The 23,169-nt window shown below is 63.2% G+C and carries 18 protein-coding genes and 1 pseudogene; 4 read left to right on the top strand and 15 right to left on the bottom strand.

Annotation, left to right across the window (positions count from 1 at the left end; all coding sequences use genetic code 11):
- Positions 1-169: 169 nt before the first annotated feature.
- From ACVOLR_RS10560 to ACVOLR_RS10550, 3 genes and pseudogenes are all read right to left on the bottom strand, one after another.
- Positions 170-3,334 carry a multidrug efflux RND transporter permease subunit gene (locus ACVOLR_RS10560; RefSeq protein WP_481536370.1) on the bottom strand — a complete coding sequence of 1,055 codons (3,165 nt, stop codon included), beginning with the start codon at positions 3,332-3,334 and terminating at the stop codon, positions 170-172.
- Positions 3,335-3,358: 24 nt separating this feature from the next.
- A pseudogene (locus ACVOLR_RS10555) lies at positions 3,359-4,528 on the bottom strand (efflux RND transporter periplasmic adaptor subunit); the annotation flags it as partial.
- Positions 4,528-5,190 (bottom strand): TetR/AcrR family transcriptional regulator, encoded by a 663-nt coding sequence (locus ACVOLR_RS10550; RefSeq protein WP_481536369.1) that lies wholly within the window; start codon positions 5,188-5,190, stop codon positions 4,528-4,530. The pseudogene ACVOLR_RS10555 and the gene ACVOLR_RS10550, both read right to left, overlap by 1 nt.
- Before the next feature lie 246 nt (positions 5,191-5,436).
- Between ACVOLR_RS10550 and ACVOLR_RS10545 the strand changes: the two genes are divergently transcribed.
- The 4 genes from ACVOLR_RS10545 (at position 5,437) to ACVOLR_RS10530 (ending at position 14,336) form a co-directional block, all read left to right on the top strand.
- The gene (locus ACVOLR_RS10545; RefSeq protein ID WP_481536368.1) at positions 5,437-10,419 is read left to right on the top strand and encodes an NAD-glutamate dehydrogenase; all 4,983 of its coding nucleotides are present in this window, start codon (positions 5,437-5,439) and stop codon (positions 10,417-10,419) included.
- Between the two features lie 291 nt (positions 10,420-10,710).
- Positions 10,711-11,475, top strand: coding sequence for an NAD kinase (locus tag ACVOLR_RS10540; RefSeq protein WP_481536367.1), 765 nt, complete (start codon positions 10,711-10,713; stop codon positions 11,473-11,475).
- A 76-nt stretch (positions 11,476-11,551) separates the two neighbouring features.
- Positions 11,552-12,496, top strand: coding sequence for a 5'-nucleotidase (locus ACVOLR_RS10535; RefSeq protein ID WP_481516308.1), 945 nt, complete (start codon positions 11,552-11,554; stop codon positions 12,494-12,496).
- Between the two features lie 466 nt (positions 12,497-12,962).
- Positions 12,963-14,336: an NAD(P)-binding domain-containing protein gene (locus tag ACVOLR_RS10530; protein ID WP_481536366.1), complete on the top strand. Its 1,374-nt coding sequence runs from the start codon at positions 12,963-12,965 to the stop codon at positions 14,334-14,336.
- A 15-nt stretch (positions 14,337-14,351) separates the two neighbouring features.
- Here ACVOLR_RS10530 and ACVOLR_RS10525 read toward each other — a convergent pair whose 3' ends face one another.
- The 12 genes from ACVOLR_RS10525 to ACVOLR_RS10470 form a co-directional block, all read right to left on the bottom strand.
- On the bottom strand, positions 14,352-14,906 hold the full coding sequence (locus tag ACVOLR_RS10525) for a DUF2939 domain-containing protein (RefSeq protein ID WP_481536365.1): 555 nt from the start codon (positions 14,904-14,906) through the stop codon (positions 14,352-14,354).
- 19 nt (positions 14,907-14,925) lie between these two features.
- Positions 14,926-15,060, bottom strand: coding sequence for a hypothetical protein (locus tag ACVOLR_RS10520; RefSeq protein ID WP_481536364.1), 135 nt, complete (start codon positions 15,058-15,060; stop codon positions 14,926-14,928).
- Positions 15,061-15,118: 58 nt separating this feature from the next.
- The gene (locus ACVOLR_RS10515) at positions 15,119-15,406 is read right to left on the bottom strand and encodes an SRPBCC family protein (protein ID WP_481536363.1); all 288 of its coding nucleotides are present in this window, start codon (positions 15,404-15,406) and stop codon (positions 15,119-15,121) included.
- 71 nt (positions 15,407-15,477) lie between these two features.
- Positions 15,478-16,164 carry a DUF2461 domain-containing protein gene (locus ACVOLR_RS10510; RefSeq protein ID WP_481536362.1) on the bottom strand — a complete coding sequence of 229 codons (687 nt, stop codon included), beginning with the start codon at positions 16,162-16,164 and terminating at the stop codon, positions 15,478-15,480.
- Positions 16,161-17,600 (bottom strand): exodeoxyribonuclease I, encoded by a 1,440-nt coding sequence (gene sbcB / locus ACVOLR_RS10505; protein ID WP_481536361.1) that lies wholly within the window; start codon positions 17,598-17,600, stop codon positions 16,161-16,163. Before sbcB ends, ACVOLR_RS10510 begins: the two co-directional genes overlap by 4 nt.
- Positions 17,600-18,970, bottom strand: a complete 1,371-nt coding sequence (locus ACVOLR_RS10500) for an FAD-dependent oxidoreductase (RefSeq protein ID WP_481536360.1) — start codon at positions 18,968-18,970, stop codon at positions 17,600-17,602. The genes sbcB and ACVOLR_RS10500 overlap by 1 nt, the downstream gene beginning before the upstream one ends.
- Before the next feature lie 18 nt (positions 18,971-18,988).
- Complete coding sequence (gene kynU, locus ACVOLR_RS10495; protein ID WP_481536359.1) at positions 18,989-20,263, bottom strand: kynureninase; 1,275 nt, start codon at positions 20,261-20,263, stop codon at positions 18,989-18,991.
- A 50-nt stretch (positions 20,264-20,313) separates the two neighbouring features.
- Positions 20,314-20,841, bottom strand: a complete 528-nt coding sequence (locus ACVOLR_RS10490; protein WP_481536358.1) for a 3-hydroxyanthranilate 3,4-dioxygenase — start codon at positions 20,839-20,841, stop codon at positions 20,314-20,316.
- Positions 20,842-21,150: 309 nt separating this feature from the next.
- Positions 21,151-21,813 (bottom strand): carbonate dehydratase, encoded by a 663-nt coding sequence (can, locus tag ACVOLR_RS10485; RefSeq protein ID WP_481532014.1) that lies wholly within the window; start codon positions 21,811-21,813, stop codon positions 21,151-21,153.
- Positions 21,814-21,894: 81 nt separating this feature from the next.
- A complete protein-coding gene (locus ACVOLR_RS10480) occupies positions 21,895-22,539 on the bottom strand; it encodes an FMN-binding negative transcriptional regulator (RefSeq protein WP_481536357.1) in 645 nt (214 codons plus the stop codon).
- A 7-nt stretch (positions 22,540-22,546) separates the two neighbouring features.
- Complete coding sequence (locus tag ACVOLR_RS10475) at positions 22,547-22,858, bottom strand: hypothetical protein (RefSeq protein ID WP_481532012.1); 312 nt, start codon at positions 22,856-22,858, stop codon at positions 22,547-22,549.
- Complete coding sequence (locus ACVOLR_RS10470) at positions 22,855-23,160, bottom strand: hypothetical protein (protein ID WP_481536356.1); 306 nt, start codon at positions 23,158-23,160, stop codon at positions 22,855-22,857. Before ACVOLR_RS10470 ends, ACVOLR_RS10475 begins: the two co-directional genes overlap by 4 nt.
- Positions 23,161-23,169 lie beyond the last annotated feature (9 nt).

Raw genomic sequence — 23,169 nt, 5'->3', positions numbered from 1 at the left:
AACAAACCCCGGCAATGCCGGGGTTTGTTGTTTGTGGCTTTGGGGATGTGTTGACGGTAGTGCCGAGCCATGCTCGGCTGGGGCGTTACCGGGAAAGCCTCTGCCGAGCATGGCTCGGCACTACAGGAAAGCCCCAAAAAAAAGCCCCGGCAGTGCCGGGGCTTTTTGGTCAGCGGTCCTTCTGTTCCGCGTGCACCTTGTGCTGTTCGATGAACTCCTTGGACTGTTCGTCCAGCTTGTCACCGAGCATGCGCCGCACGCTTACGAAGAACAGCGGGATCAGCAACACACCGATCACTGTGGCGAACAACATACCGCCGATGACGCCGGTACCCAGCGAGTGACGGGCATTGGCGCCGGCACCGGTGGAGATGGCCATCGGCAGCACGCCCAGGATGAAGGCGAACGAGGTCATCAGGATCGGGCGGAAACGCAGATGCGCCGCTTCGATGGTCGCTTCACGCAGGGTCTTGCCGGCGGCACGCTGTTCCACCGCGAACTCGACGATAAGAATCGCGTTTTTCGCCGCCAGACCAATCACCGTCACCATGCCGATCTTGAAGTACAGATCGTTCGGCAGGCCGCGCATCAGCGAGAACACCACCGCGCCGAGGATGCCGATCGGCACCACCAGCAGCACCGAGACCGGGATCGACCAGCTTTCATACAGTGCGGCCAGGCACAGGAACACCACCACGATCGACAACACCATCAACAGTGTTGCGGCATTGCCGGCGAGGATTTCCTGATAGGACATGCCCGACCAGTCGAAGCCGAAGCCTACCGGCAGGTCGTCATGCACCAGTCGCTCCATGGTGCTCATGGCCTGACCGGAACTGCCGCCTGGAGCCGGCGCACCGACGATGTTGACTGCCGAGTAGCCGTTGTAGCGGTTCAGTGCCGGCGGGGCATAGATCCACTCGGACTTGACCACCGCGCTGAGCGGGATCATTGCCGGCTGGCCGGTTGCATCCTTGCTCAGTGAGCTCGGCACGAAATAGCTGTTCAGCGATTCCGGGCCGGTGCGGTATGCCGCGTCGGCCTGCATGTTGACGCGCTTGATGCGGCCGCCATAGAAGAAGTCGTTGACGTAGACCGGCGCCAGCATCATCTGGATGGCGGTATAAACGTCATTGACCGACACGCCCATGGCCTGGGCCTGCACGCGGTCAACCTTCAGCTGCAGCTGTGGCGCGTTTTCCAGGGTGTTGGGGCGTACGCCAACCAGCGATTTGTCCTGGCTGGCTGCTCCCAGCAAGGTGTTGCGCGCATCCATCAATGCGTCCTGGCCTGCGCCGGTACGGTCCTGCAGCCACATGTCGAAGCCGCCGAACTGACCCAGACCCTGCACGGTCGGCAGGTTGACGAAGAAGATCTGGGCATCCTTGATGCCATAGGCCTTCTTGTTCATTTTCTGGATGAACTCGGGCGCGGTTTCCTTGCGCTCACTCCAGTCCTTGAGGCGGACGAAGGCCATACCCACGTTCTCGCCGGCACCGATGAAGCTGAAGCCGGTGATCTGCATCAGGCCTTCAAAGGCTTCCTCGTCCTGCAAGGTACCCAGCAGCTGATCGAACACGGCGCTGGTACGAGTCTTGGTGGCACCCGGCGGCAACTGCACGATGGCCAGCGCATAGCCCTGGTCTTCTTCCGGCAGGAAGCTGCCCGGCAGACGCGTGAACAGGAAGCCGCACAGTACCAGCAGCAGGGCGAACACCATCAGCCAGCGCGGGGCGTGCTTGATGACGCCACCGACGGTGCCGACATAGCTCTTTTCCAGCTTGCCGTAGTACTTGTTGAAGGTGCGGTAGACCCAGTTCGGGTTGTCGTTGTGGGTGGGCTTGAGGAAGGCCGCGCACAGCGCCGGGGTGAAGGTCAGTGCCAGCAGGGCGGAGAAGGCCATCGCCATGGCGATGGTCAGCGCGAACTGCTTGTAGATCTCGCCCGAGGCGCCCGGCTGCAGCGCAGACGGAATGAACACCGCTGCCAGCACCACGGTAATGGCAACCACCGCGCCGGTGATCTGGCCCATGGCTTTCTGCGTGGCCGGCTTCGGATCGAGTTTTTCCTCGGTCATGATGCGTTCGACGTTTTCGATGACGACGATGGCGTCATCGACCACGATGCCGATCGCCAGCACCATCGCGAACAGGGTCAGCTGGTTGATGGTGAAGCCAATGGCCAGCATGCCCATGAAGGTGCCGAGCAGGGCGACCGGGATGACCAGGGTGGGGATGATGGTGGCGCGGAAGTTCTGCAGGAACACCAGCATCACCAGGAACACCAGGATGATGGCTTCGACCAGGGTGTGGACCACTTCTTCGATCGAGATGGTCACGAAGGTGGTGCTGTCGTACGGGGTGAACCAGCTCACGCCGGGCGGGAAGCTCGGTGCCAGCTCGTCCATCTTTGCGCGCACGGCCTCGGACACATCCAGTGCGTTCGCACCCGGCAGCAGCTGGATGGCGAACACTGCCACCGGCTTGCCGTTGTACTTGGTGTCGAAGCCGTAGTTGGACGCACCGAAGGAAACGGTGGCGACATCCTTGAGCTTGACCACGCTGCCATCATTGTTGGCCCGCAGAATGGTGTTCTCGAACTCTTCCGGCGAGCTGTAACGGCCTTCGGCGGCAACGGTGGCGGTGAAAGCCTGGCCGTTTGGCGCCGGGTCGCCACCCACCGAACCGGCAGCGAACTGCAGGTTCTGGGTGCCAATGGCGTTGTACACATCGGTTGCCGACAGGTGATAACCCTGCAGCTTTTCCGGGTTCAGCCATACGCGCATGGCGTATTCGGAGCCGAACTGCTGGGTGCTGCCGACGCCGGGAACACGCGAAACCTGTTCCAGCACACGCGCACCAACGATGTCGTTCAACGCATCGCGGTCGACCGTGCCGTCATCCGAACGTACGCCGATGGCCATCAGGAAGCCGGCGTTGGCCTTGGCCACCACTACGCCCTGTTTCGTCACTTCAGAGGGCAGACGCGGGGTCGCCAGCGACACCTTGTTCTGCACCTGCACCTGGGCGATATCGGCATCGGTGCCGCTGTCGAAGGTCAGGGTGATGGTGACGCGGCCGGTGGAGGACGACGACGAGCTGAAGTACATCAGGTTGTCGATGCCGGTCAGCTGCTGCTCGATCACCTGGGTGACCGATTTTTCCGCGGTGGACGCACTGGCGCCCGGATAGTTGGCGGTGACCGTCACCTGCGGTGGCGCCACGCTGGGGTAGGACTCGATACCCAGGTTGAGGATCGAGATCACGCCGCCAAGCGAGATCAGGATCGCCACCACCCAGGCGAAGACGGGATGCTCAATGAAAAATTTAGGCATGGCGGAGTCCCGTTATTCCTTCTTTGCCGGGGCTGCCGCAGGCGCGCCAGCGGCGGGCTTGGCGGCATCGGGCTGCCACGGTTTGGCCGTGGCCGGTGCGCCTTCCTTGACCTTCTGCACGCCCGAAACAATGATCTGGTCGCCAGCGGCCAGGCCGGAGGAAACCAGCCAGTTGCCGCCCTGCTGGTTGTCCAGGGCGACGTTCTTGCGCACGACCTTGCCGTCCTTGCCGACGATCAGCACATAGCCGCCCTGGGTATCGCGTTGCACAGCCGCCTGCGGAACCAGGAAAGCATTGTGGCGCTCGCCCAGGTTGGCCTTGAAGCTGACAAACGAACCCGGCAGCAGGATGTGGTCCGGGTTGGGCAGCTGCGCGCGCAGCGACACCGTGCCGGTGGCAGGATCAACCGTGGTCGAGGAGAAATCCAGGGTGCCTTCGTGCCCGTAGGCACTGCCGTCAGGCAGGTTGACCTGCACGGTGGTCTTGCCGTCGCCGGCCAGTGCCACTGCGCCCTTGTCCTGGGCTGCGCGCAGCAGGCTCAGCTCGTCGGCGGTCATCGAGAAGTTCACATAAAGCGGATCGATCTGGTCGACGGTGGTCAGCAGGGTTACATCACCCTGGCCGACCAGCGCGCCTTCGGTGACCTGCTGCTTGCCAGCCTGGCCAGCAATCGGCGCGCTGACGCGGGCATAGCCAAGATTGATACGGGCGGTGGTGACCGCGGCTTCAGCCTGCTGCACGGCGGCGGCAGAGGAGCGTTCGGCAGCTTCGGCACTGTCCAGGTCGGACTTGGACACATAACTCTGCGGTGCCAGCGAGCGGGCGCGGTTGGCAGTGGCGCGGGCGTTGGCGTAAGTAGCGCGGGCCGAAGCCAGTGCGCCTTCGGCCGAAGCCAGCGAAGCCTGCAGCGGTGCCGGGTCGATCAGGAACAGCACCTGGCCTTCCTTGACCGCGCTGCCTTCTTCATAGACGCGCTTCTGCAGCACGCCGGCCACGCGGGCGCGGACATCTGCGGAGCGGAACGGCGACAGGCGCCCAACCAGCTCGCGCTGCAACGGCAGGGTCTGCGGTTTGGCGTCGACTACGCCGACCTCCTGCGGAGGCGGTGCGGCTTGCTCCTGCGGTTTTTTACAGGCGGCAAGGCTCAGTGTCGCTGCACAGGTGAGAGCGAGAAGGCGCAGTGGGGCGGTCATCAGGAGAAACTCCGGGTGTTGTTTTTATTTGGAGCTGCGGCGGCTTGGTACGTGCAGGCAAAGGCGCGTAGGAAACCGTCGGTGGCAAATTCGGCCCAGCGGCGACGCTGTTGTGGATCATCGCGGTAAGGGGTGTGAAAGCGCTGTCTTTCAAAATCCTGGCCGGCAATCATGCTGATCAACAGCTCGGCCATGAACTGCGGGTCGTCATGCTTGAGGCGACCACGTTGCATTTCGGTGTGCATCCATTCAGCAACATGGTTGCGGAGCGCTTCGTTGCTTCCGAGGTACATGAACTGCGCTTCGTCGCGGAACTCATGGACACTGGCCCCGATCAACTGCGCGGTGCGGCGGACGTTGGGCTTGTTGCGGTGCTCTAGATAGCCGACGGCAAAGTCGAGCACGGTTTCGTGCAATGGTTTGTCTTCACATACAGATAACGCAGCGGTCGCGGTCGACACATGCAGCTGCATCGCTTGCCGCAACAACTCACGCTTGCTGCCGTAGCGGCTGTAGAGCGTCTGTTTGGAGCAACCTGCCGCTACCGCTATTGAATCCATACTCAGGCGTATGCCTTGTTTGGCCAATAGCTCACGCACCGCTTCGAGCACGCGCTGGTCACGCGCATCGGTTGGCGCGGGGTTGGCAGAGGGGGTTTGCATAAGCGGTGGACTATACCGTCCAGTACAGAAACACCGCAACGTAATTCGTCTTTCACTGCTCCCTGTGAGCAAACGAGATTCAGGTGGCGGACATTGTCTGCTGATCGCCTATCAGCAAAACCGTGGCTGTCGCTATCGCTTGGCAGCAAATTGCGATGCAGATAATGCGGCCCTGCAGCAAGGTTCTTTTTGTTACCAGCGATACAATCGCGGTTTCTCCAAACGAGCAACACCCAAAGCTCTGCCATGAAATCGCAAAACAGTGCTGCCAAGTCCGTAAAGACGAAATCCAAACCAGCTGTGAAGCAGAACATCGCCGAAGCTGGCCTCTCGCTAGAATCGGTATTTGCAGCCTTGCGGAAGCGTTATCCCGCTGCGGCCGCGCAGGCGCAGGCGGTGGCATTTGCTACGGCTTTCTACAAGCGCATGGAAGCCGATGAGTTCAAGCTGCACTCGGCCGATGATTGGGCGGTGTTGGCTGCGGGCATGCTCGAGTTCGCTCGCACCCGCAAGCCGGGCAAGGCCAATGTGCGGGTGTTCAACCCGACGCTGAAGGCCGACGGTTGGGAATCGGCACATACCGTGCTGCAGATCGTCAACGACGACATGCCGTTCCTGGTGGACACGGTAACGCTGGCACTGGCTGAGCAGGGCATCGGCGTGCATGTGCTGGGCCATCCGGTGATCAGCATCGCGCGTGACAAGGCTGGCAAGCTCAGCGGCGTGGGCGAGGGCAAGCTGGAGTCGGTGATGCTGCTGGAGATCGACCGCCAGCCGGCCGATGCGCTGGATGCCGTTGCCAAGCGCGTGAGTGCTGCGGTGGAAGACGTGCGCGCCATCGTGAATGACTGGCAGCCGATGACCGACAAGGCCATGGCGCTGGCCGAAGACCTCGGCAAGCGTCCGTTGCCGGTGACCAAGGCCTCGCGTGCCGAGGCGCAGGAGTTCCTGCGCTGGGCCGCTGACAACCACTTCACCTTCTTCGGTTACCGCGAATACAAGGTGGAAAAGAAGGGCAAGGAAGAAGTGCTGGTCGCCCAGAACGGCACCGGCCTGGGCCTGATGCGTGGCAAGGACACGATGGTCGCGCGCCCGGTCAAGGGCCTTGCCGCCGAAGGCCTGAACGCCACCAGCAGCCTGCACGACGCCCTGATCCTGACCAAGACCAATGCCCGCTCGCATATCCATCGCGGCGGCTACATGGACTACATCGGCGTGCTGGAATTCGACGCCAAGGGCAAGATCATCGGCGAGCAGCGCTTCCTCGGCCTGTTCACCTCCAGCGCTTACAACCGCCGCCCGTGGGAAATCCCACTGGTACGTCAGCGCTATGAAAACGTGATGGCGCGTTCGGGCCTGAGCCTGTCCAGCCACAGCGGCAAGGCACTGCGCCACATCCTGGAGTCGCTGCCGCGCGAAGAGCTGTTCCAGTCCAGCGAGGACGAACTGTTCCGCACCGCCATGGGCGTGCTCGGCCTGCAGGAGCGTGTGCGTAGCCGCCTGTTCCTGCGTCGCGACAAGTTCAGCCGCTTCATCTCGGCGCTGGTGTTCCTGCCGCGCGAGCGCTTCAACACCGACGTGCGTCTGCGCGTTGAGAACATGCTCAAGGACGCGCTGCACGGCGAATACGTCGATTCCAGCGTGGTGCTTGGTGATTCGCCGCTGGCCCAGGTGCACCTGATCGTGCGTCCCAAGGCTGGAGAGAGCCTGGAGCTGGACGTGGAAGGCATGGAGAAGCGCCTGGCCCACGTACTGCGCAACTGGCAGGACGATCTGCGCGAAGCGCTGGTCGGCAGCCATGGCGAAGCCGAAGGCCTGCGCATTGCCTCGCGTATCGGCAAGGCATTGCCGGCCGGTTACATCGAAGACTCCAGCGCTGAAATCGCTGCAGCCGACGTTGCCCAGCTGGACGCACTGACCGGCCCGGACGATCTGCGCCTGAGCCTGCAGGCAATCCGTCGTGACGAGGTTGATGGCCTGCGTCTGAAGCTTTACCGCCAGCTCGAAGACATTCCGCTGTCCGATGTGTTGCCGATGATGGAGAACATGGGCCTGCGCGTGATCGCCGAGCGCCCGTACAAGCTGATGGTCGATGAAGCGCCGGTCTACGTGCAGGACTTCGAAGTCGAATCCACCATCGGTGCGATCGACCCGGCCAGCGCCAATGCCGCCTTCAGCGATGCCTTCGCCCGTGTCTGGCACGGCGATGCCGAGAATGACGGCTTCAACCGCCTGGTGCTGGGCGCCGGTCTGGATTGGCGCCAGGTGTCGATGCTGCGTGGCTACTGCAAGTACCTGCTGCAGATCGGCGTGCCGTTCTCGCAGGCCTATGTGGAAGGCACCTTCAATCGCTATCCGCTGCTGGCCCGCCTGATCGTGGAACTCTTCGAAGCCCGCTTCGAGCCGGCCCCGTCGGCAGACAAGGCGGTGCTGGATGCGCAGCTGGCCCAGTTCAAGCAGCTGGCCGGTGACGATGCTGCCACCCTCAAGCTGCTCGACGGCGTGGTCAAGGCGCGCAAGAGCGACCGTGCCGCGCGCATGGCGCTGGTGCACGAAGTGCTGATCAAGCTGCTCGACGGCGTTTCCAGCCTGGACGAAGACCGCATCCTGCGTAGTTTCATCGGCGTGATCGAAGCCACCCTGCGCACCAGCTACTACATGGTCCGCAAGGACGGCGTGCGCGCCGATGGTGGTCCGGCCGACTACATCAGCTTCAAGTTCGACGCCGCCAAGGTGCCGGACCTGCCCAAGCCGCGCCCGTACCGCGAGATCTTCGTGTGCGGCCCGCGCGTGGAAGGTACCCATCTGCGCTTCGGCCCGGTTGCCCGTGGTGGCCTGCGCTGGTCGGACCGTCGCGAAGACTTCCGCACCGAGGTGCTGGGTCTGGTCAAGGCACAGATGGTGAAGAACACCGTGATCGTGCCGGTCGGCTCCAAGGGCGGTTTCTTCGCCAAGCAGCTGCCGGACCCGGCGGTGGACCGCGATGCATGGTTTGCCGAGGGCGTGGCCTGCTACAAGCGCTTCATCAACGGCCTGCTCGACATCACCGACAACATCGTCAACAACAAGATCGTGCCGCCGCAGGGCGTTGTGCGTCATGACATGGACGATCCGTACCTGGTCGTCGCTGCCGACAAGGGCACCGCCACGTTCTCCGACACCGCCAACGGCATCGCCCGTGCGCACGGTTTCTGGCTGGACGACGCGTTCGCCTCCGGTGGTTCGGTGGGCTACGACCACAAGGGCATGGGCATCACCGCGCGTGGTGCGTGGGAGTCGGTCAAGCGCCACTTCCGTGCACTGGGCCAGGACTGCCAGAAGCAGGACTTCACCGTGGTCGGTGTCGGCGACATGTCCGGCGACGTGTTCGGTAACGGCATGCTGCTATCCGAGCACATCCGCCTGGTCTGCGCCTTCGACCACCGCCACATCTTCCTCGACCCGAACCCGACCGCTGCCAGCTCGTTCAAGGAACGCGCGCGCATGTTCAAGGTGCCGCGTTCGAGCTGGGCCGACTACGACAGCAAGCTGATCAGCAAGGGCGGCGGCATCTACCCGCGTTCGCTCAAGTCGATCGAGATCACCCCGGAAGTGCGCGATGCACTGGGCATCGACGCCAGCATCAAGGCGATGAACCCGACCGACCTGATCAATGCCGCGCTGAAGGCGCCGGTTGACCTGCTGTGGAACGGCGGCATCGGCACCTACGTCAAGTCGGCCAGCGAGACCAATGCCGATGTCGGCGACCGCGCCAACAACGGCCTGCGCGTCAACGGCGGCGAGCTGCGCTGCAAGATCGTGGGCGAGGGCGGCAACCTGGGCATGACCCAGCTCGGCCGCATCGAAGCCGCACAGGTAGGCGTGCTGCTCAACACCGACTTCATCGACAACTCGGCCGGTGTTGATACCTCCGACCACGAAGTCAACATCAAGATCCTGCTCAATGATGTAGTGCGCGCCAAGAAGCTCACCGTGGAGCAGCGCAACAAGTTGCTGGCCTCGATGACCGACGAGGTTGGCGAACTGGTGCTGATGGACAACTACCGTCAGAACCAGGCGCTGAGCCTGATGGAGCGGATGAGCAGCAAGCGTCTAGGCTCCAAGCAGCACTTCATCCGCACGCTGGAGAAGCAGGGCCTGCTGGATCGCCAGATCGAGTTCCTGCCGTCCGATGCCGAGCTGTCGGCACGCAAGCTGCGTGGCCAGGGCCTGACCCGTCCGGAGCTGGCAGTGCTGCTGTCGTACTCCAAGATCGTCGCGTTCCAGCAGCTGCTGGAGTCGGATATCCCGGAAGACCCGTACCTGTCCAAGGAGCTGCTGCGTTACTTCCCGCAGCCGCTGCAGAAGAAGTACGCCGACGCGATGGAGCGTCACCGCCTGAAGCGTGAAATCATCGCCACGGCCGTGACCAACCAGACCATCAACCGCATGGGCGCCACCTTCCTGATGCGTATGCAGGAAGACACCGGCCGCACCGTGGCCGAGGTCGCCAAGGCTTACACCATCAGCCGTGAAACGCTGGATGCACGTGCACTGTGGACGCAGATCGACGCGCTCGACGGCACCTTGCCGGAAGCAGTGCAGGTGGACGCACTGGAAGTGATCTGGAAGTTGCAGCGTTCGTTCGTGCGTTGGTTGCTGACCCGTCCGGGCACGATGCCGGGCATCACTGCCGCAGTGGATCGCTACCAGGGGCCGTTCAACGACATCCGTGTCGCCTCGGGCGTACTGCCGGATTCGCAGCGCCCGGCCTATGAGGCCAGCGTCGCGGCATGGAAGGAGAAGGGCTTGCCGGCGGCACTGGCACAGCAGCTGTCCGAACTGCAGTTCCTGGAGCCGGCGTTCGACATCATTGAACTGGCGCGTCCGCGCAAGCTCAAGCCGGTGGACGTGTCCAAGGTCCACTTCCGCCTGGGCGAAGCCCTGCAGATGCCGTGGCTGTTCGAGCAGATCGATGCGCTGGAGGTCAACGGCCGTTGGCATGCGGTTGCCCGTGGCGTGCTGCGCGACGAGCTGGCTGCGCATCAGCGTGCACTGGCTGGTCAGGTGCTGTCGATGAAGGGCGCGACCGCCGAGGCCAAGGTGGCTGCGTGGTTGGGTCGTGATGACAGCGGTCTGCGTTTCACCTTGGCCATGCTGGCTGAGTTGGCCGAGCAGAAGACGCTGGACTACCCGACCGTGTCGGTAGCGGTGCAGCGTTTGGGCCAGTTGGCTGCGCACGGCGCATAAAGCGTTAGGTTTTGTTTTGGAGAACGGGCCCTTTGGGCCCGTTTTCTTTTGGGGAAATCAAGAGCTTGCCCTCACCCCAACCCCTCGCCCACGCCCGGGAGAGGGGCTAGTGATCTGCGAGCGCAAGCACCGCGTGCAATTGCAGCTTCAGCCCCTCTCCCGCGCGCGGGAGAGGGGTTGGGGTGAGGGCAAGCTCTTCGCTTTGGCCTTCAGTTTCCAAGCAAACGAAAACACCAGCCAACGCACCAGCAGGTTATCCTCGCCCTCCAAGCCGAACGAAAAGACGCGCCCGTGTCCCCCCGAATCGCATTCCTCGCCAGCACCGTTGAGACTGCCCAGCAGGCCCGTGTCAGCCTGGCTGCGCGCTATGGCGATCACAACCCGGAAGACGCGGACGTGATCTGCCCGCTCGGCGGCGATGGCTTCATGTTGCAGACCCTGCATCGCCATGGCAGCAAGGGCAAGCCGGTGTTCGGCATGAAGCTGGGCACCGTCGGCTTCCTGATGAACCACCATCGCGAAGACGACCTGATCGAGCGCCTGGCCTTGGCCGAACCGGCTTACCTGCGGCCGTTGGAAATGATCGCGCAGACCGAATCAGGCACCACCACCGGCTCGCTGGCCTATAACGACGTGTCGCTGCTAAGGCAAACCCGACAGGCCGCGCATATCGGTATCGACCTCAATGGCCAGCAGCGGGTGGAAGAGCTGATCTGCGATGGCGTGCTGGTCTCCACACCCGCCGGCAGCACCGCATACAACTACTCAGCGCATGGCCCGATCCTGCCGCTGGGCTCCAATACCATTGCCTTGACCCCGTTGGCCCCGTATCGGCCGCGGCGCTGGCGTGGCGCCATCCTCAAGGCCGAGACCGAAGTGCGCTTCCGCGTACTCGATCCCTATAAGCGTCCGGTCAGCGTCACCGCCGATTCGCACGAAACCCGTGACGTGGTGGAAGTGACGATCCGTGAGTCGCGCGAGCGCCAGGTGACCTTGCTGTTCGATCCCGAGCACAACCTCGAAGAGCGCATCCTGAGCGAGCAGTTCATGGTCTGAGGGCCGGAATGGCAGCAGCGGGGCCGCTTCCGGGTAGACTGGGTCCCGTTCCTTGATCGTATTGGGTTCATCGTCCATGGGTGACAACACTCCCCGGCTTCTCACCGTCGCGGTTACTTCGCGCGCCTTGTTCGATCTCGAAGAAGGCCATGCCTTGTTCGAACGCGAAGGTCTGGAGGCCTATGCCGCCTACCAGCGGGCGCACGAGGATGATGTGCTCAAACCCGGCGTGGCGTTCCCGGTGGTGCGTAAGCTGCTTGCGCTGAATGACGGGGCGCCGGAAGAGACTCCGCGCGTCGAGGTGATCCTGCTGTCGCGCAATTCCGCTGACACCGGCCTGCGCATCTTCAACTCCATCCAGCATTACAAGCTGGATATCGTGCGCGCCACCTTCACCGCAGGCGAGCCGACCTGGCCTTACGTCAAACCGTTCGGTACGGATCTGTTTCTTTCGGCCAACCCGGATTCGGTGCGGCGTGCGCTGGTCAACGGCGTCGCTGCGGCGACCATCCTGCCGCAGAGTGCGCAGGACGTTGCTGCGGCTTCGGCTGCTGCCACCGATACCGGTCGTTCCAAGACCCAGCTGCGCATCGCCTTTGATGGCGACGCGGTGATCTTTGGGGACGAAAGCGAGCGTATTTCGCGCGAGCAGGGCGTGGAGGCATTCGGCCGCCACGAACGCGAGCGTGCGCACGAGCCGCTCAGTGGTGGCCCGTTCCGTAACTTCCTTTCGGCATTGCATGCCTTGCAGGCAGCATTCCCGGCTGGCGAAGCAGCACCTATCCGCACCGCGCTGGTAACCGCACGTTCGGCACCTGCGCATGAGCGCGTGATCCGCACCTTGCGTGAATGGGGCGTGCGTCTGGATGAGGCGCTGTTCCTCGGCGGGCGGCACAAGGGGCCGTTCCTGGAAGCGTTTGGTGCTGACATCTTCTTTGATGATTCGCAGCACAACATCGACAGCGCGCGTCAGCATGTGGCTGCAGGGCATGTGCCGCATGGCGTAGCCAATCCGGATTGAACCGGTTTTTTGTAGGAGCGGCGTAAGCCGCGAAGCTGGTGACAAGACCGAATGCATACTGCCTGCAATGGCAGCAAATGCCGTATCGGCAAGATTTGTGGCTTCGCGGCTTACGCCGCTCCTACAAAAGCTCGATTTGCAGCCCTACATTCCCCACATGCTAGGATGAAGGTGCTTTCGCGGGTTCCCAGCTGAACCAGCGGCAATCCTGCCGCGCCCTGATCTGCACGAATGCAGCAGATCCCTCCCGCACTGCACCCACCCGGTGATCCAGGGGCGGGGCCTGTTCCCCGACCGGTAGCGTCATGTACCTGCCACTCCCTTTCGCGCTGCCTTGCGTGGCGGCCGGGTGTTTCGCGCGCCGCGCGGGACTGGACGCATTGTCTCTCCTGCACGGCGCATAACGCGCCCTTGCGCAGTGCCGTCGCGTTTGCGCGATTGCAGCTACACAGGAGAAACAACCCGAATGACCATGCGTATCGCCATTCTTGGAGCCGGCCCGAGCGGCCTGGCGCAACTTCGTGCCTTTGAATCTGCCCGTCGAGGTGGGGCTGAAGTGCCAGAGATCGTCTGCTTCGAAAAGCAATCCGATCTCGGCGGGATGTGGAACTACACATGGCGTACCGGGCTGGATGCTTATGGCGAACCCGTACATGGCAGCATGTACCGCTACCTCTGGTCGAACGGCCCGAAGGAAGCGCTGGAGTTTGCCGACTACAGTTTCGAAGAGCATTTTGGCCGCCCGATCGCCTCCTATCCGCCACGCGCCGTGCTGCGCGACTACATCATGGGCCGCATCGAAAAAAGCGGCGTGCGTGATCAGATCCGCTTCAACATGGCCGTGCAATGGGTCGATTACTCGGAAGAGACCGAGCGTTTCACCGTCACCGTCCGTGACCTGAAGAAAGACGAGTTGCTGACCGAGGAGTTCGACCGGGTAATCGTTGCCACCGGGCATTTCTCCACGCCGAACGCGCCGTTCTTCGAAGGCGTGGATCGTTTCCCGGGGCGCGTGCTGCATGCGCACGATTTCCGTGATGCCTGCGAGTTCACCGACAAGGACCTGCTGCTGGTAGGTAGCAGCTATTCGGCCGAGGACATCGGTACGCAATGCTACAAGTACGGTGCCAAGTCGGTGACCTTCAGCTATCGCAGTGCTGCGACCGGCTACGACTGGCCGGCTGCGTTCGAGGAAAAGCCGCTGCTGCAGCGTGTCGAGGGCAATACAGCGCACTTCATCGATGGCAGCAGCAAGGATGTGGATGCGATCGTGCTGTGCACCGGCTACCAGCACCATTTCCCGTTTCTGCCCGATGCTTTGACCCTGCGTACCCGCAATCGCTTGTATCCCGGTGATCTGTACAAGGGTGTGTTCTGGATCGACAACCCCAAGCTGATCTATCTGGGCATGCAGGACCAGTACTACACCTTCAACATGTTCGATGCCCAGGCCTGGTATGCGCGCGACGTGATCCTCGACAGGATCGCGCTGCCGGCCGCCGATGCAATGCGTGCTGACAGTGAAGCCTGGTTGGCGCGCGAGGAGGCGACGACATCGGCCGAGCAGGACATCGACTTCCAGACCGGCTATGTGCGTGATCTGCTTGATGCCACCGACTATCCGGACTTCAACGTCGAGGCCGTGGCCACGCTGTTCAAACAGTGGAAGCACGACAAGAAGGACGACATCCTCGGCTATCGCAACTACAGCTATCGCTCGGTGCTGACTGGCACGCTGGCGCCGCTGCATCACACGCCTTGGATGCAGGCGATGGATGATTCACTGGATGCCTTCCTCGCTGACAGCGATGTCGAAGTAGCGCCGCGCAAGATTGCCTGACGGAACCGGCGCCGGTCAGCCCGGCGCCTGTCCCAGTGGCAGCACGATATTGGTCAGCCGCCAGCGCAGCCCTTGGCGGCTGAGCACGAACACGACCTCGCGGCCATCTTCCAGGTGCGTGGTAGCGGTGTAACGCGACAGCGATTCGTAGTGGCCAGTGGTATTGGCCAGCGGCTTGGCCGGGGAGGGCGGTGCCCAGGTGTCACCGCCGACGGTGTCACCGATGGCCCGCTTCCACAGGCTGTCACCTTGCAGCAGCGCGGCAATGCCCAAGGGGGTGACGAAGGTATCGACGCCTGCGCCGGTGAGATTTCCGGCCATGCCCAAGGCTACCTGGCCGAACAGACTGGACTGCATGTCGCTGCCGGCGCGGCGCACGATGTAATCGTTGACCTGCGCCTTGATGTTGACCCGCACTGCGCCAAAGTCGACATGCCGCGCCAGCTTGCCGGTGTCGCGCTGTTCGATGGCTTGGCTGATGCCTCGGATTGCCAGATAGGGGCCGCCGATGACGTAGGCGGCCAGCAATACGGCGATGGCGATGACGGCGGCGAGTATCCACTTCTTCATTGCGTTGCTGTCCTCGATATCAGGAATGTGCGGGGATGCTTGCTTCGGCCCAGCGGCGCAGCATCACCAGGGTTTCGGCCCAGGCTTGGCTGCAGAAGCCCAGGTACTCACTGTCGCCGTTCCAGCCCAGATGGTGGAACTCCAGTACGGTCATCGGCTCGCCTTCGTGCGGCAGGCCGCGCCAGGCGCCGGGGCTGGCCCGGCGTGACAGTTCAAAGCGGATCTCGGTGCCGGTCCAGGCCGAGGCCGGGCTTTGTGGCGGGTGGCGGGTGGCGGCTGATCACTTCCCAGCGGATGCAGCGCTCGGGAATGATCTCCAGCACCTTCAGCGCCACCACGCCATGGCCGGAGCCGGGGTTGTGGCTGATCACCGTGTCGTCGTCGATGAGCGATTGCTGGTGCGGAATCCACCAATGGCTCAGTCCCTCGGCACTGGCCAAGCCGCTGTAGACGGTGGCCAGCGGGGCATCGATCCAGACTTGCAGGTGGATGCTGGTCATGGCGGCTTCCTGTCGAAGGTTGCCGCCAAGCGTGCCGCAAACCAGGTTGGTTTGCGTGAAGCCCGCGCTAATCAGAATTCCAGGTCCAGCGCGGCGCACAGGTAGTCGACGAACGGACCGAGTGCGGCCAGGTCCTTGGCAAGGGTCTGGCGCAGGCGCGGGCCGGTCATCGTCTCGTCGTCGAGCGAGCGCCACAGCACCCAGTTGCGGTGTTTGAGGTCGTCGATGAACTCGAAATCGGCCGGGAAGCCGCGCGGTGGCCGCACAAGCTTCTCGCTGCTCTCGAACTCATAGCGCTTGCGCGTGGCCGGCGCATGCGCGGCCGCCTTCCAGCTGCCGGGGTTGTCGAGGATGAACTGCCGCAGGCGACGCTGTACGTCCGGTTCCGGGTGCCAGATGCCAGCGCCGACGAAGCTCTCACCCGGCGCCAGATGGATGTAATACGACGGCGCCGGTACCTGCTTGCGACGCTCATGGAACAGGCGTGCACCCTGCCAGGTCTTGTAGGGTGCCTTGTCGTGGGAGAAGCGCGAATCACGGTAGATGCGGAACAGCGAGCCGCCGACGGTGCGCGGATCGGCCTGGAAGTGCGTGCTGACCTCGCTCAGGTTTGGCTGCAGATCGGTGATCAGGCGCAGGAAGGGCTGGCGTACATGGTCTTCGTATTGCTGCTTGTGCTCGGCAAACCAGGTCTTGTCGTTATGGCGTGCCAACGCTTTCAGGAACTTGAAGCTGGCATCGCTGAAATACTGGGTCATGGTGTGTCCTGCAGGGTGTGGCGCCACTGGTCCAAAGCATCCAGCAAGCCCAGTGAGGCCGGGTTGTCCTTGTGTTCTTCGCGCAATTGGGCGATCTGCGCGATGTACTCGGGTAAGGTCTGCTCGGCCATGCCCGGGATAGTGAAGCGCTGCTGACGATACGCATCCCAGCGTGAGCGCGCGGTGGCGTCCAGGGTCTGCGGATGGTTACGGGCGCGGTAACGGAACAGCAGTTCGGGTAGGCGCGGATCGCGGAAGCGCTGTTCCAGCTCGGCCAGTGCTTCCGGCGGCGCAGTGCGCACCTTGCTGAGCAGGCCCTTGTCGCCTTCGGCCAGGAAGCCGTCGTACAGCGAGGCGTCGGCATCGACCGGGCCGTCATTCGTGCGTTCACGCGCAAACACCTGGCGGGCCTTCTCGGCCAGCTGCGGAGCAAGCGCACGCAGCTTCTCGGCCTTGGCTTCAATCACCGCTGGGTCGATGGCAAGACGCTCGAAGTCGGCATCGCGCAGATGGTTCCAGGCCACCAGCGCCGGTACCTTGTTGAGGTGCACTTCCTTCAGCGGAATGCGTTGCTGGCCCTCGGGCAGGTCGGCGGCGCGGGTGTACAGGCGCGCGGTGATCTCTTCGACCGACAGCTCCAGCAGCGGCTCGATATCGCCTTCCAGGTCAAACACGATCACCCGGTTGTTGATATGCGGATGGCGAGCCAAAGGCAGCACCGGCGCGGCGCACAGACGGCTGGCCGGGTAGCGCATCGAGATGTGCAGCACCGGCTCCATCGCTACTACATCGAGCAGGCTGGCGACGTAGCGCTTGTCGCGCAGGCGCAGTGCGTAATCCCACATGCGCGGCTGCGCCTCGCGGAAGCGGCGGGCCATGCCAATGGTGGCGTAGACGTCGGACAGTGCCTCGTGGGCGTCGCCTTCGCGTACGTCATTGGCCAGCGCCAAATGCTCGAGCTTGAACGAGGTGGCGCCGTCTTCGCGCTTGGGCCAGTTGATGCCGTCCGGGCGCAGTGCGTGCACCAGCCGCAGCATGTCGAGCAGGTCCCAGCGCGAGTTGCCGCTGCGCCACTCGCGCTCGTAGGGATCATGGAAGTTGCGGAACAGGCCGTAGCGCACGAACTCATCATCGAATCGCAGCGTGTTGTAGCCCAGCGTGCAGGTCTGCGGCTTGCTCATCAGCTCGTTGATACGGGCGAAGGCCTCGGCTTCGCTGACACCTTCGGCCAGCGCATGCTGTGGGGTGATGCCGGTGATCAGCGTGGCAATCGGCGAGGGCAGCAGGTCGTCGGCCGGCTTGACATAGAAGCTGACCGGCTCGTCGATGACTTTCAGGTTGGCATCGGTGCGCACCGCGGCGAACTGGGCGATGCGGGTGCGGCGTGGGTCCTGGCCAAAGGTTTCCAGGTCGTAGAACAGGAAGCTCTCGGCCATCAGCGCGCTCCTTCCAGTACCGGCAGCTGGGCATGGACGATCTGCTCAAGCGCGGCCCAGTCGATATTGTCCAGCGAGTCGTGGCCGGCGGTTGCGTCGGCAAGGATGGCCTGCTGCAGACGGGTACGTTCCAGTGCAACCGAGTACGGAGTGTGCAGGAAGGTGACCATCGTGTAATGCGGCACGAAGCGGGTTGGCCAGCGTGCCTGCAGCGCCTGCTCCAGCTCGCGCTGTAGCAGGTAGCTTGGATCGGCGACGCGGTCACGCATTTCCAGATAGTTGTCCAAGGCCATCTGCTGGATGGCGATGGCGTTGGGCTTGCGTTCGGCTTCAAATGCGACGAAGGCTTCTTCGGTGCCGGGATGCTCGGCCAGGCAGCGCGCCAGCACCACGCAGTCCTCGAACGCGCAATTCATGCCTTGGCCGTGGAAGGGCACCATTGCGTGCGCGGCATCGCCAATCAGCACCGCCTTGCCACGCTGATGCCAGCGTTCCAGGTACAGCGTGCCGAGCAGGCCGGGTGGATGCTGGTCCCAATCGGCGCGCAAGTCAGGTATCAACGGCAACGCATCAGCGAAGTCGCGCTGGAACAGTGCCTCCGCTTCGGCACCATTGCGCACCGTGGCGAAGCTGGGCGTACCTTCATTGGGCAGGAACAGGGTGACGGTGAAGGTGCCTTCGTCATTCGGCAGGGCGATGCACATGTAGTTGCCGCGCGGCCAGATGTGCAGGGCATTGGCTTCGATCTGGAAGCTGCCGTCTGCTGCTGGCGGGATCTCCAACTCCTTGTACGAATGATCGAGGAACTCGATGCGCTCGCCCAACGGGAGTTTGCGGTTCATTGCTGCACGCAGTGCCGAACCGGCGCCGTCGGCACCGATCAGCGGCGTGTTGAAGTGGATGTCGTGCGGCTGGTCGTCGCGGTCATCGATGAGGCGCGCATAGCCAGCGTCGAAGTCCACGGTGTGCAGGCGGCGGTGGAAATGCACGGTTGCACCGGCTTCTTCGGCCAGTTGCAGCAAGGTGGTATTGAGGTCCTTGCGGTGCACCGACCAGATCACTTCACTGTCATCGCGACCGTAACGCTGAAGGTCGGGCTCGCCTTCGCGCGGATGCACCATGCGCCCGCGCATCATCACTGCCTTGGCCATCACTTCGTCTTCGACACCGGCCTGGCGCAAGGCATTGCGACCACGTTCGGCCAGTGCGAGATTGATCGATCGGCCGGACTCGTAGTCAGCGATACGCGGATCACCGCGACGTTCGTAGACAGTAATTTTCCAGCCTTGCCGCGACAGCAGAATGGCGAGCAGGGAGCCGGCCAGGCCGGCTCCGATCAAGGTGAGGCTGCGTGGGGTGGGGGTATTCAAGTCACAGGATTCCGTTGGTCAGACGCCAGCCCAGGTTTCCACTTCATCGACGAAGCGGTAGACATCGCTGTAGCGGTTGTACAAAGGCGTGGGCGAGATGCGGATGACATCGGGCTCGCGCCAGTCGCCGAGCACGCCTACTGATTGCAGATACTCGAACAGCGAGCGGCCCTGTGCGCGGCCACCGGCCACGCGCAGCGACAACTGGCAGCCGCGGCGCTCGGGTTCGGCCGGGGTGATGATCTGCAGCACATGGTCCAGGCGCGCACGCACCATGGTTTCCAGGTAGCCGGTGATCTTCAGTGACTTTGTGCGCAGTGCGTCCATGCCGGCTTCGTCGTACAGCGCCAGCGATGCACGCAGTGGAGCGAGGCCTAGTACCGGCGGATTGCTCAGCTGCCAGCCCTCGGCGCCGAGCTCGGGAACGAATTCTGGTGCCATCTGGAAGCGGGTCGCCTGTTCATGGCCCCACCAACCTGCGAAGCGCGGCAGCGAAGTGTCCTTGGCATGGCGTTCGTGCACGAAGGCACCAGCAACCGCACCCGGGCCGGCGTTCAAGTATTTGTAGTGGCACCACACCGCGAAATCAGGTGCGACGTCGTGCAGGTTCAACGGCACATTGCCGACCGAGTGGGCGAGATCGAAACCGATGTTGGCACCTTGCGCGCGTGCCAGGCGGGTGATCGCGTCCAGATCGAAGACCTGGCCGGTGCGGTACTGCACGCCCGGCCACAGCACCAGTGCGACGCGCTTGCCGTGTTCGCTGATGGCCTGTTCGATGGCCTGCATCGAGATGGTGCCGTTGGCTTCGTCCGGCTGCACTTCGATCAGATCGGTGGCCGGGTTGAAGCCATGGAAGCGGATCTGTGCCTCGACCGCATGGCGGTCGGTCGGGAAGGCGCCGGCTTCCATCAGGATCGCCGGGCGCTCGCTGCTCGGGCGGTAGAAGCTGACCATCATCAGATGCAGGTTCACGCTCAGCGTGTTCATCGCCACCACTTCATGCGGCAGCGCGCCGACAACGCCGGCCAGCGAATCGCGCACCAGGCGGTGATAACTCAACCATTGCGTAGGACCGGTGAAGTGGCCTTCGACGGCGATGCGGCCCCATTGATCCATCACCTCCTGCACCATCGCCAGCGCGCCGCGTGGCTGCAGGCCGAGCGAATTGCCGACGAAGTAGGTTTGATCGGCACCTTGGTGCTGAGGAATCAGGAACTGGCTGCGCAGGTGGCGCAGCGGATCGGCGGCATCAAGTGCGATGGCGTGGGCGGGTGACAGCGTTTCGTTCATCGGTGCGGACACGTCGAGGATGTATCCGCAGTGTAACCGCGCCCGGCCACTCAGGCCTCTGGCGTGACCGGTTTTGGCAGTGGATGCACGGCCCCGCATTGGCTGCAGGTGCGGTGTTCGGTGGACGCATGGAACCGGTCGAAGACCTTGGGTAGATCGGTCTCGATGTTCTTCAGGTGGAAGAACTCTTCGTAGAGCTTGTGGTTGCACTGCTGGCAGAACCACATGAAGCCATCGAGCTCATGGTCAAGACGCTTGCGCTCGACGACCAGGCCGATCGAGCCGGGCATGCGCTGCGGCGAATGCGGTACGCGCGGCGGCAGCAGGAAGATCTCGCCGGCCCGGATCGGGATGTCGCGCACCGCGCCATCTTCCTGCACGCGCAGCACCATCTCGCCTTCAAGCTGGAAGAACCACTCCGGGCCTTCGTCCCAGTGGTAATCGTTGCGGCTATTGGGGCCGGCAACCACCATGACGATGAAGTCACCGTTCTCGATCATCTTGTTGCCGACTGGCGGCTTCAGGAGATGGCGGTGTTCTTCGATCCAGCCGAGCAGATTCAGGGGTAGGGGGAGCATGCGGGGCCTGTTTGGTGTGGGGCTGGGGGTGTTTTGGAGGGGGGGCTGCTGCGGCTTTGGGCTTGCTCTTGCTCTTGCTGTTGCTGTTGCTTTGGCTGTTGCTTTGGCTTTGGCTTTGCTCTGGCTTCTGCTCTGTCCCTTCTCCCGCATGCGGGAGAAGGTGCCCGGAGGGCGGATGAGGGCATGGTTTTGACTTGGCTGGGGCGGTAGGCCCTCACCCCCAGCCCCTCTCGCGCAAGCGGGAGAGGGGAGGAAGCCTAGCTCCGGCCGGGTTTAGGGAAGCCTAGCTCCGGCAGTGCCTTCCTCCGCTCAGTGCCTTTTGCCCTTCCGCGGCACAAACGACAGCGCCTTCTCATACGCCGGCTGCAGCTCTTCCGGTGCACCCACGTCAATACCCATCTCACTGACCCGGCCGTCGCGCAGGCTGTAGACCCAGCCGTGCACCATCAGCTTCTGGCCGCGCGCCCAGGCGTCTTGCACGATGGTCGAGCGACAGGCGTTGACCACCTGCTCGATCACGTTCAACTCGCACAGGCGCGCGTGGCGCAGCTCCGGGTCGTCGATCTGCGACAGGATGTCGTCGTGCTTCTGGGCGACATCACCGACGTGCCGCAGCCAGTTGTCGGCAAGGCCGACGCGCACCTTGTTCAAGGCTGCATGCACGCCGCCGCAGCCGTAATGGCCGACGATCAGGATGTGCTTGATCTTGAGCTGGTCCACCGCGTACTGGATCACGCTCAGGCAGTTCAGGTCGGTATGCACCACCACGTTGGCGATGTTGCGGTGGACGAAGATCTCGCCCGGCGCCATGCCGATGATCTGGTTGGCCGGTACGCGCGAATCGGAACAGCCGATCCACAGGTATTCCGGGCTCTGCTGCTTGGCCAGCTGATGGAAGAACTCGGGATCTTCTTTCTCGATCCGGTCCGCCCATTCGCGGTTCTTGAGCAGCAGGTTGTGGATGTCTTTCATGGTGAAGCTTCCCTTGCGATCTTGAGGGGTAGGGCGCTGCCGGAAGTGTTGACGGCGGCGTCGCGGGAAACGAGGCGCAGCTCAGTCATCGTGCTGGTCGCCGTGCTCACTGCGGTATAGCTGCATCCACTGCGCCAGTTCGCGGGCGTCGGGGGTGTCCAGGGCCTGCAAGGCCTCGATCACCGCCAGCTGGTTTGCCTGCGGGTGGTTCTGACTGAGCTTCAGCTTGATCTGGATCTGCTGCACGTACAGGCGGAAGCCTACGATGGCGCGCAGCGAAGGGGCGTGATCGTCAAGGCTGGCATCGAATTGCCAGTCCTGGCCGACGCTGGCCTCGAAGAAGTGGCTGGTGTCTGACAGCAGCTGCGCCAATGCAGCCGTGTCGTCGAAGCTGTGCAGTTCGCCGACCAGTTCAGCGGCGGCGTAGTTCCAGGTTGGGACACGCGCAGCGCTTTCCTTGTCCGGATACCAGCTGGCCGAGACATAGCCTTGCGGGCCGTTGACCAATACCTTGGCGCGGCCGAGGTGGCGCGACTGTTTGTTGGCCTTGGCCCAATGGCCGATCAGTTCCACCTTGTCCCCGTCACGCCGATAAAGCACCGGCAGTCGGGTCAGTTTGGGCAGCCCATCGTCGCCGGTGGTCAGTAAGGTCACGAACGGGTCGCGGGCCAGCAGGCGGTCCAGCCAGAGCAGGTCGGTTTCCACGAAAACGCGCTGGGCGAACACGGAGTGCTTAAACCCGGGTGCCGAGCAGTTGAACCATGCGCTCGCGCAAGCTGTCGTCATCGCCTTGCGGCGGTGCCACTTCGTGCAGCGAGAAGCCGCGATGCAGTGCGTCTTCTTCGTCCAGGCCGTCAAAGGCAACGAACTCGGCGTCGAACAGCTGTGCGCGGGCAGTGTCTTCGCTGTCGTAGCTAAGTGTGTTGCCGTCGCTGTCCAGGATCTCGGCGGTGCCGCCCGGGCGGACCCGCAGGCGCGCCCAGATCAGGGTGCCGCCGAGCTGTGCCAGCCACCACTGGTCGGGAATGTTCTCGAAATCAGTCATTTCATTACCTGCGAAAAAAGCCACAACAGCAGTGCCATGCCCAGCCCGCCGAGCATCACCAGCAGGGCGATGCGGGCGGGTGTGGCCAGCCCCGATAGCGAGCGGTCGGCGATGCGGACAAAGCCGCGCCCCAGCAGCCAGCGCAGGCACTCTGGTTTAAGAAAGGCGCCGGCGCCGAATTCGGTCGCCAGCGCTGGATGCCGGTCGCGGATATGGACCAGCGTCAACGGCCAGAAAATCAGGAAGGCGCTGAGGCCGGCAATGGCCACGCCGACAAAGCAAAGAGCGAAGAACAAGGTCAACGGCACCGC

The sequence above is a fragment of the Stenotrophomonas sp. STEN030 genome (genome assembly GCF_056759995.1).
This window is presented reverse-complemented; position numbering and strand designations above follow the sequence as displayed.

Coding starts and splice junctions, on each gene's coding strand:
- ACVOLR_RS10560 (WP_481536370.1), bottom strand. CDS start 3,334: ATGCCTAAATTTTTCATTGAGCATCCCGTCTTCGCCTGGGTGGTGGCG.
- ACVOLR_RS10550 (WP_481536369.1), bottom strand. CDS start 5,190: ATGCAAACCCCCTCTGCCAACCCCGCGCCAACCGATGCGCGTGACCAG.
- ACVOLR_RS10545 (WP_481536368.1), top strand. CDS start 5,437: ATGAAATCGCAAAACAGTGCTGCCAAGTCCGTAAAGACGAAATCCAAA.
- ACVOLR_RS10535 (WP_481516308.1), top strand. CDS start 11,552: ATGGGTGACAACACTCCCCGGCTTCTCACCGTCGCGGTTACTTCGCGC.
- ACVOLR_RS10530 (WP_481536366.1), top strand. CDS start 12,963: ATGACCATGCGTATCGCCATTCTTGGAGCCGGCCCGAGCGGCCTGGCG.
- ACVOLR_RS10525 (WP_481536365.1), bottom strand. CDS start 14,906: ATGAAGAAGTGGATACTCGCCGCCGTCATCGCCATCGCCGTATTGCTG.
- ACVOLR_RS10520 (WP_481536364.1), bottom strand. CDS start 15,060: ATGACCGTACTGGAGTTCCACCATCTGGGCTGGAACGGCGACAGTGAG.
- ACVOLR_RS10515 (WP_481536363.1), bottom strand. CDS start 15,406: ATGACCAGCATCCACCTGCAAGTCTGGATCGATGCCCCGCTGGCCACC.
- ACVOLR_RS10510 (WP_481536362.1), bottom strand. CDS start 16,164: ATGACCCAGTATTTCAGCGATGCCAGCTTCAAGTTCCTGAAAGCGTTG.
- sbcB (WP_481536361.1), bottom strand. CDS start 17,600: ATGGCCGAGAGCTTCCTGTTCTACGACCTGGAAACCTTTGGCCAGGAC.
- kynU (WP_481536359.1), bottom strand. CDS start 20,263: ATGAACGAAACGCTGTCACCCGCCCACGCCATCGCACTTGATGCCGCC.
- ACVOLR_RS10490 (WP_481536358.1), bottom strand. CDS start 20,841: ATGCTCCCCCTACCCCTGAATCTGCTCGGCTGGATCGAAGAACACCGC.
- can (WP_481532014.1), bottom strand. CDS start 21,813: ATGAAAGACATCCACAACCTGCTGCTCAAGAACCGCGAATGGGCGGAC.
- ACVOLR_RS10475 (WP_481532012.1), bottom strand. CDS start 22,858: ATGACTGATTTCGAGAACATTCCCGACCAGTGGTGGCTGGCACAGCTC.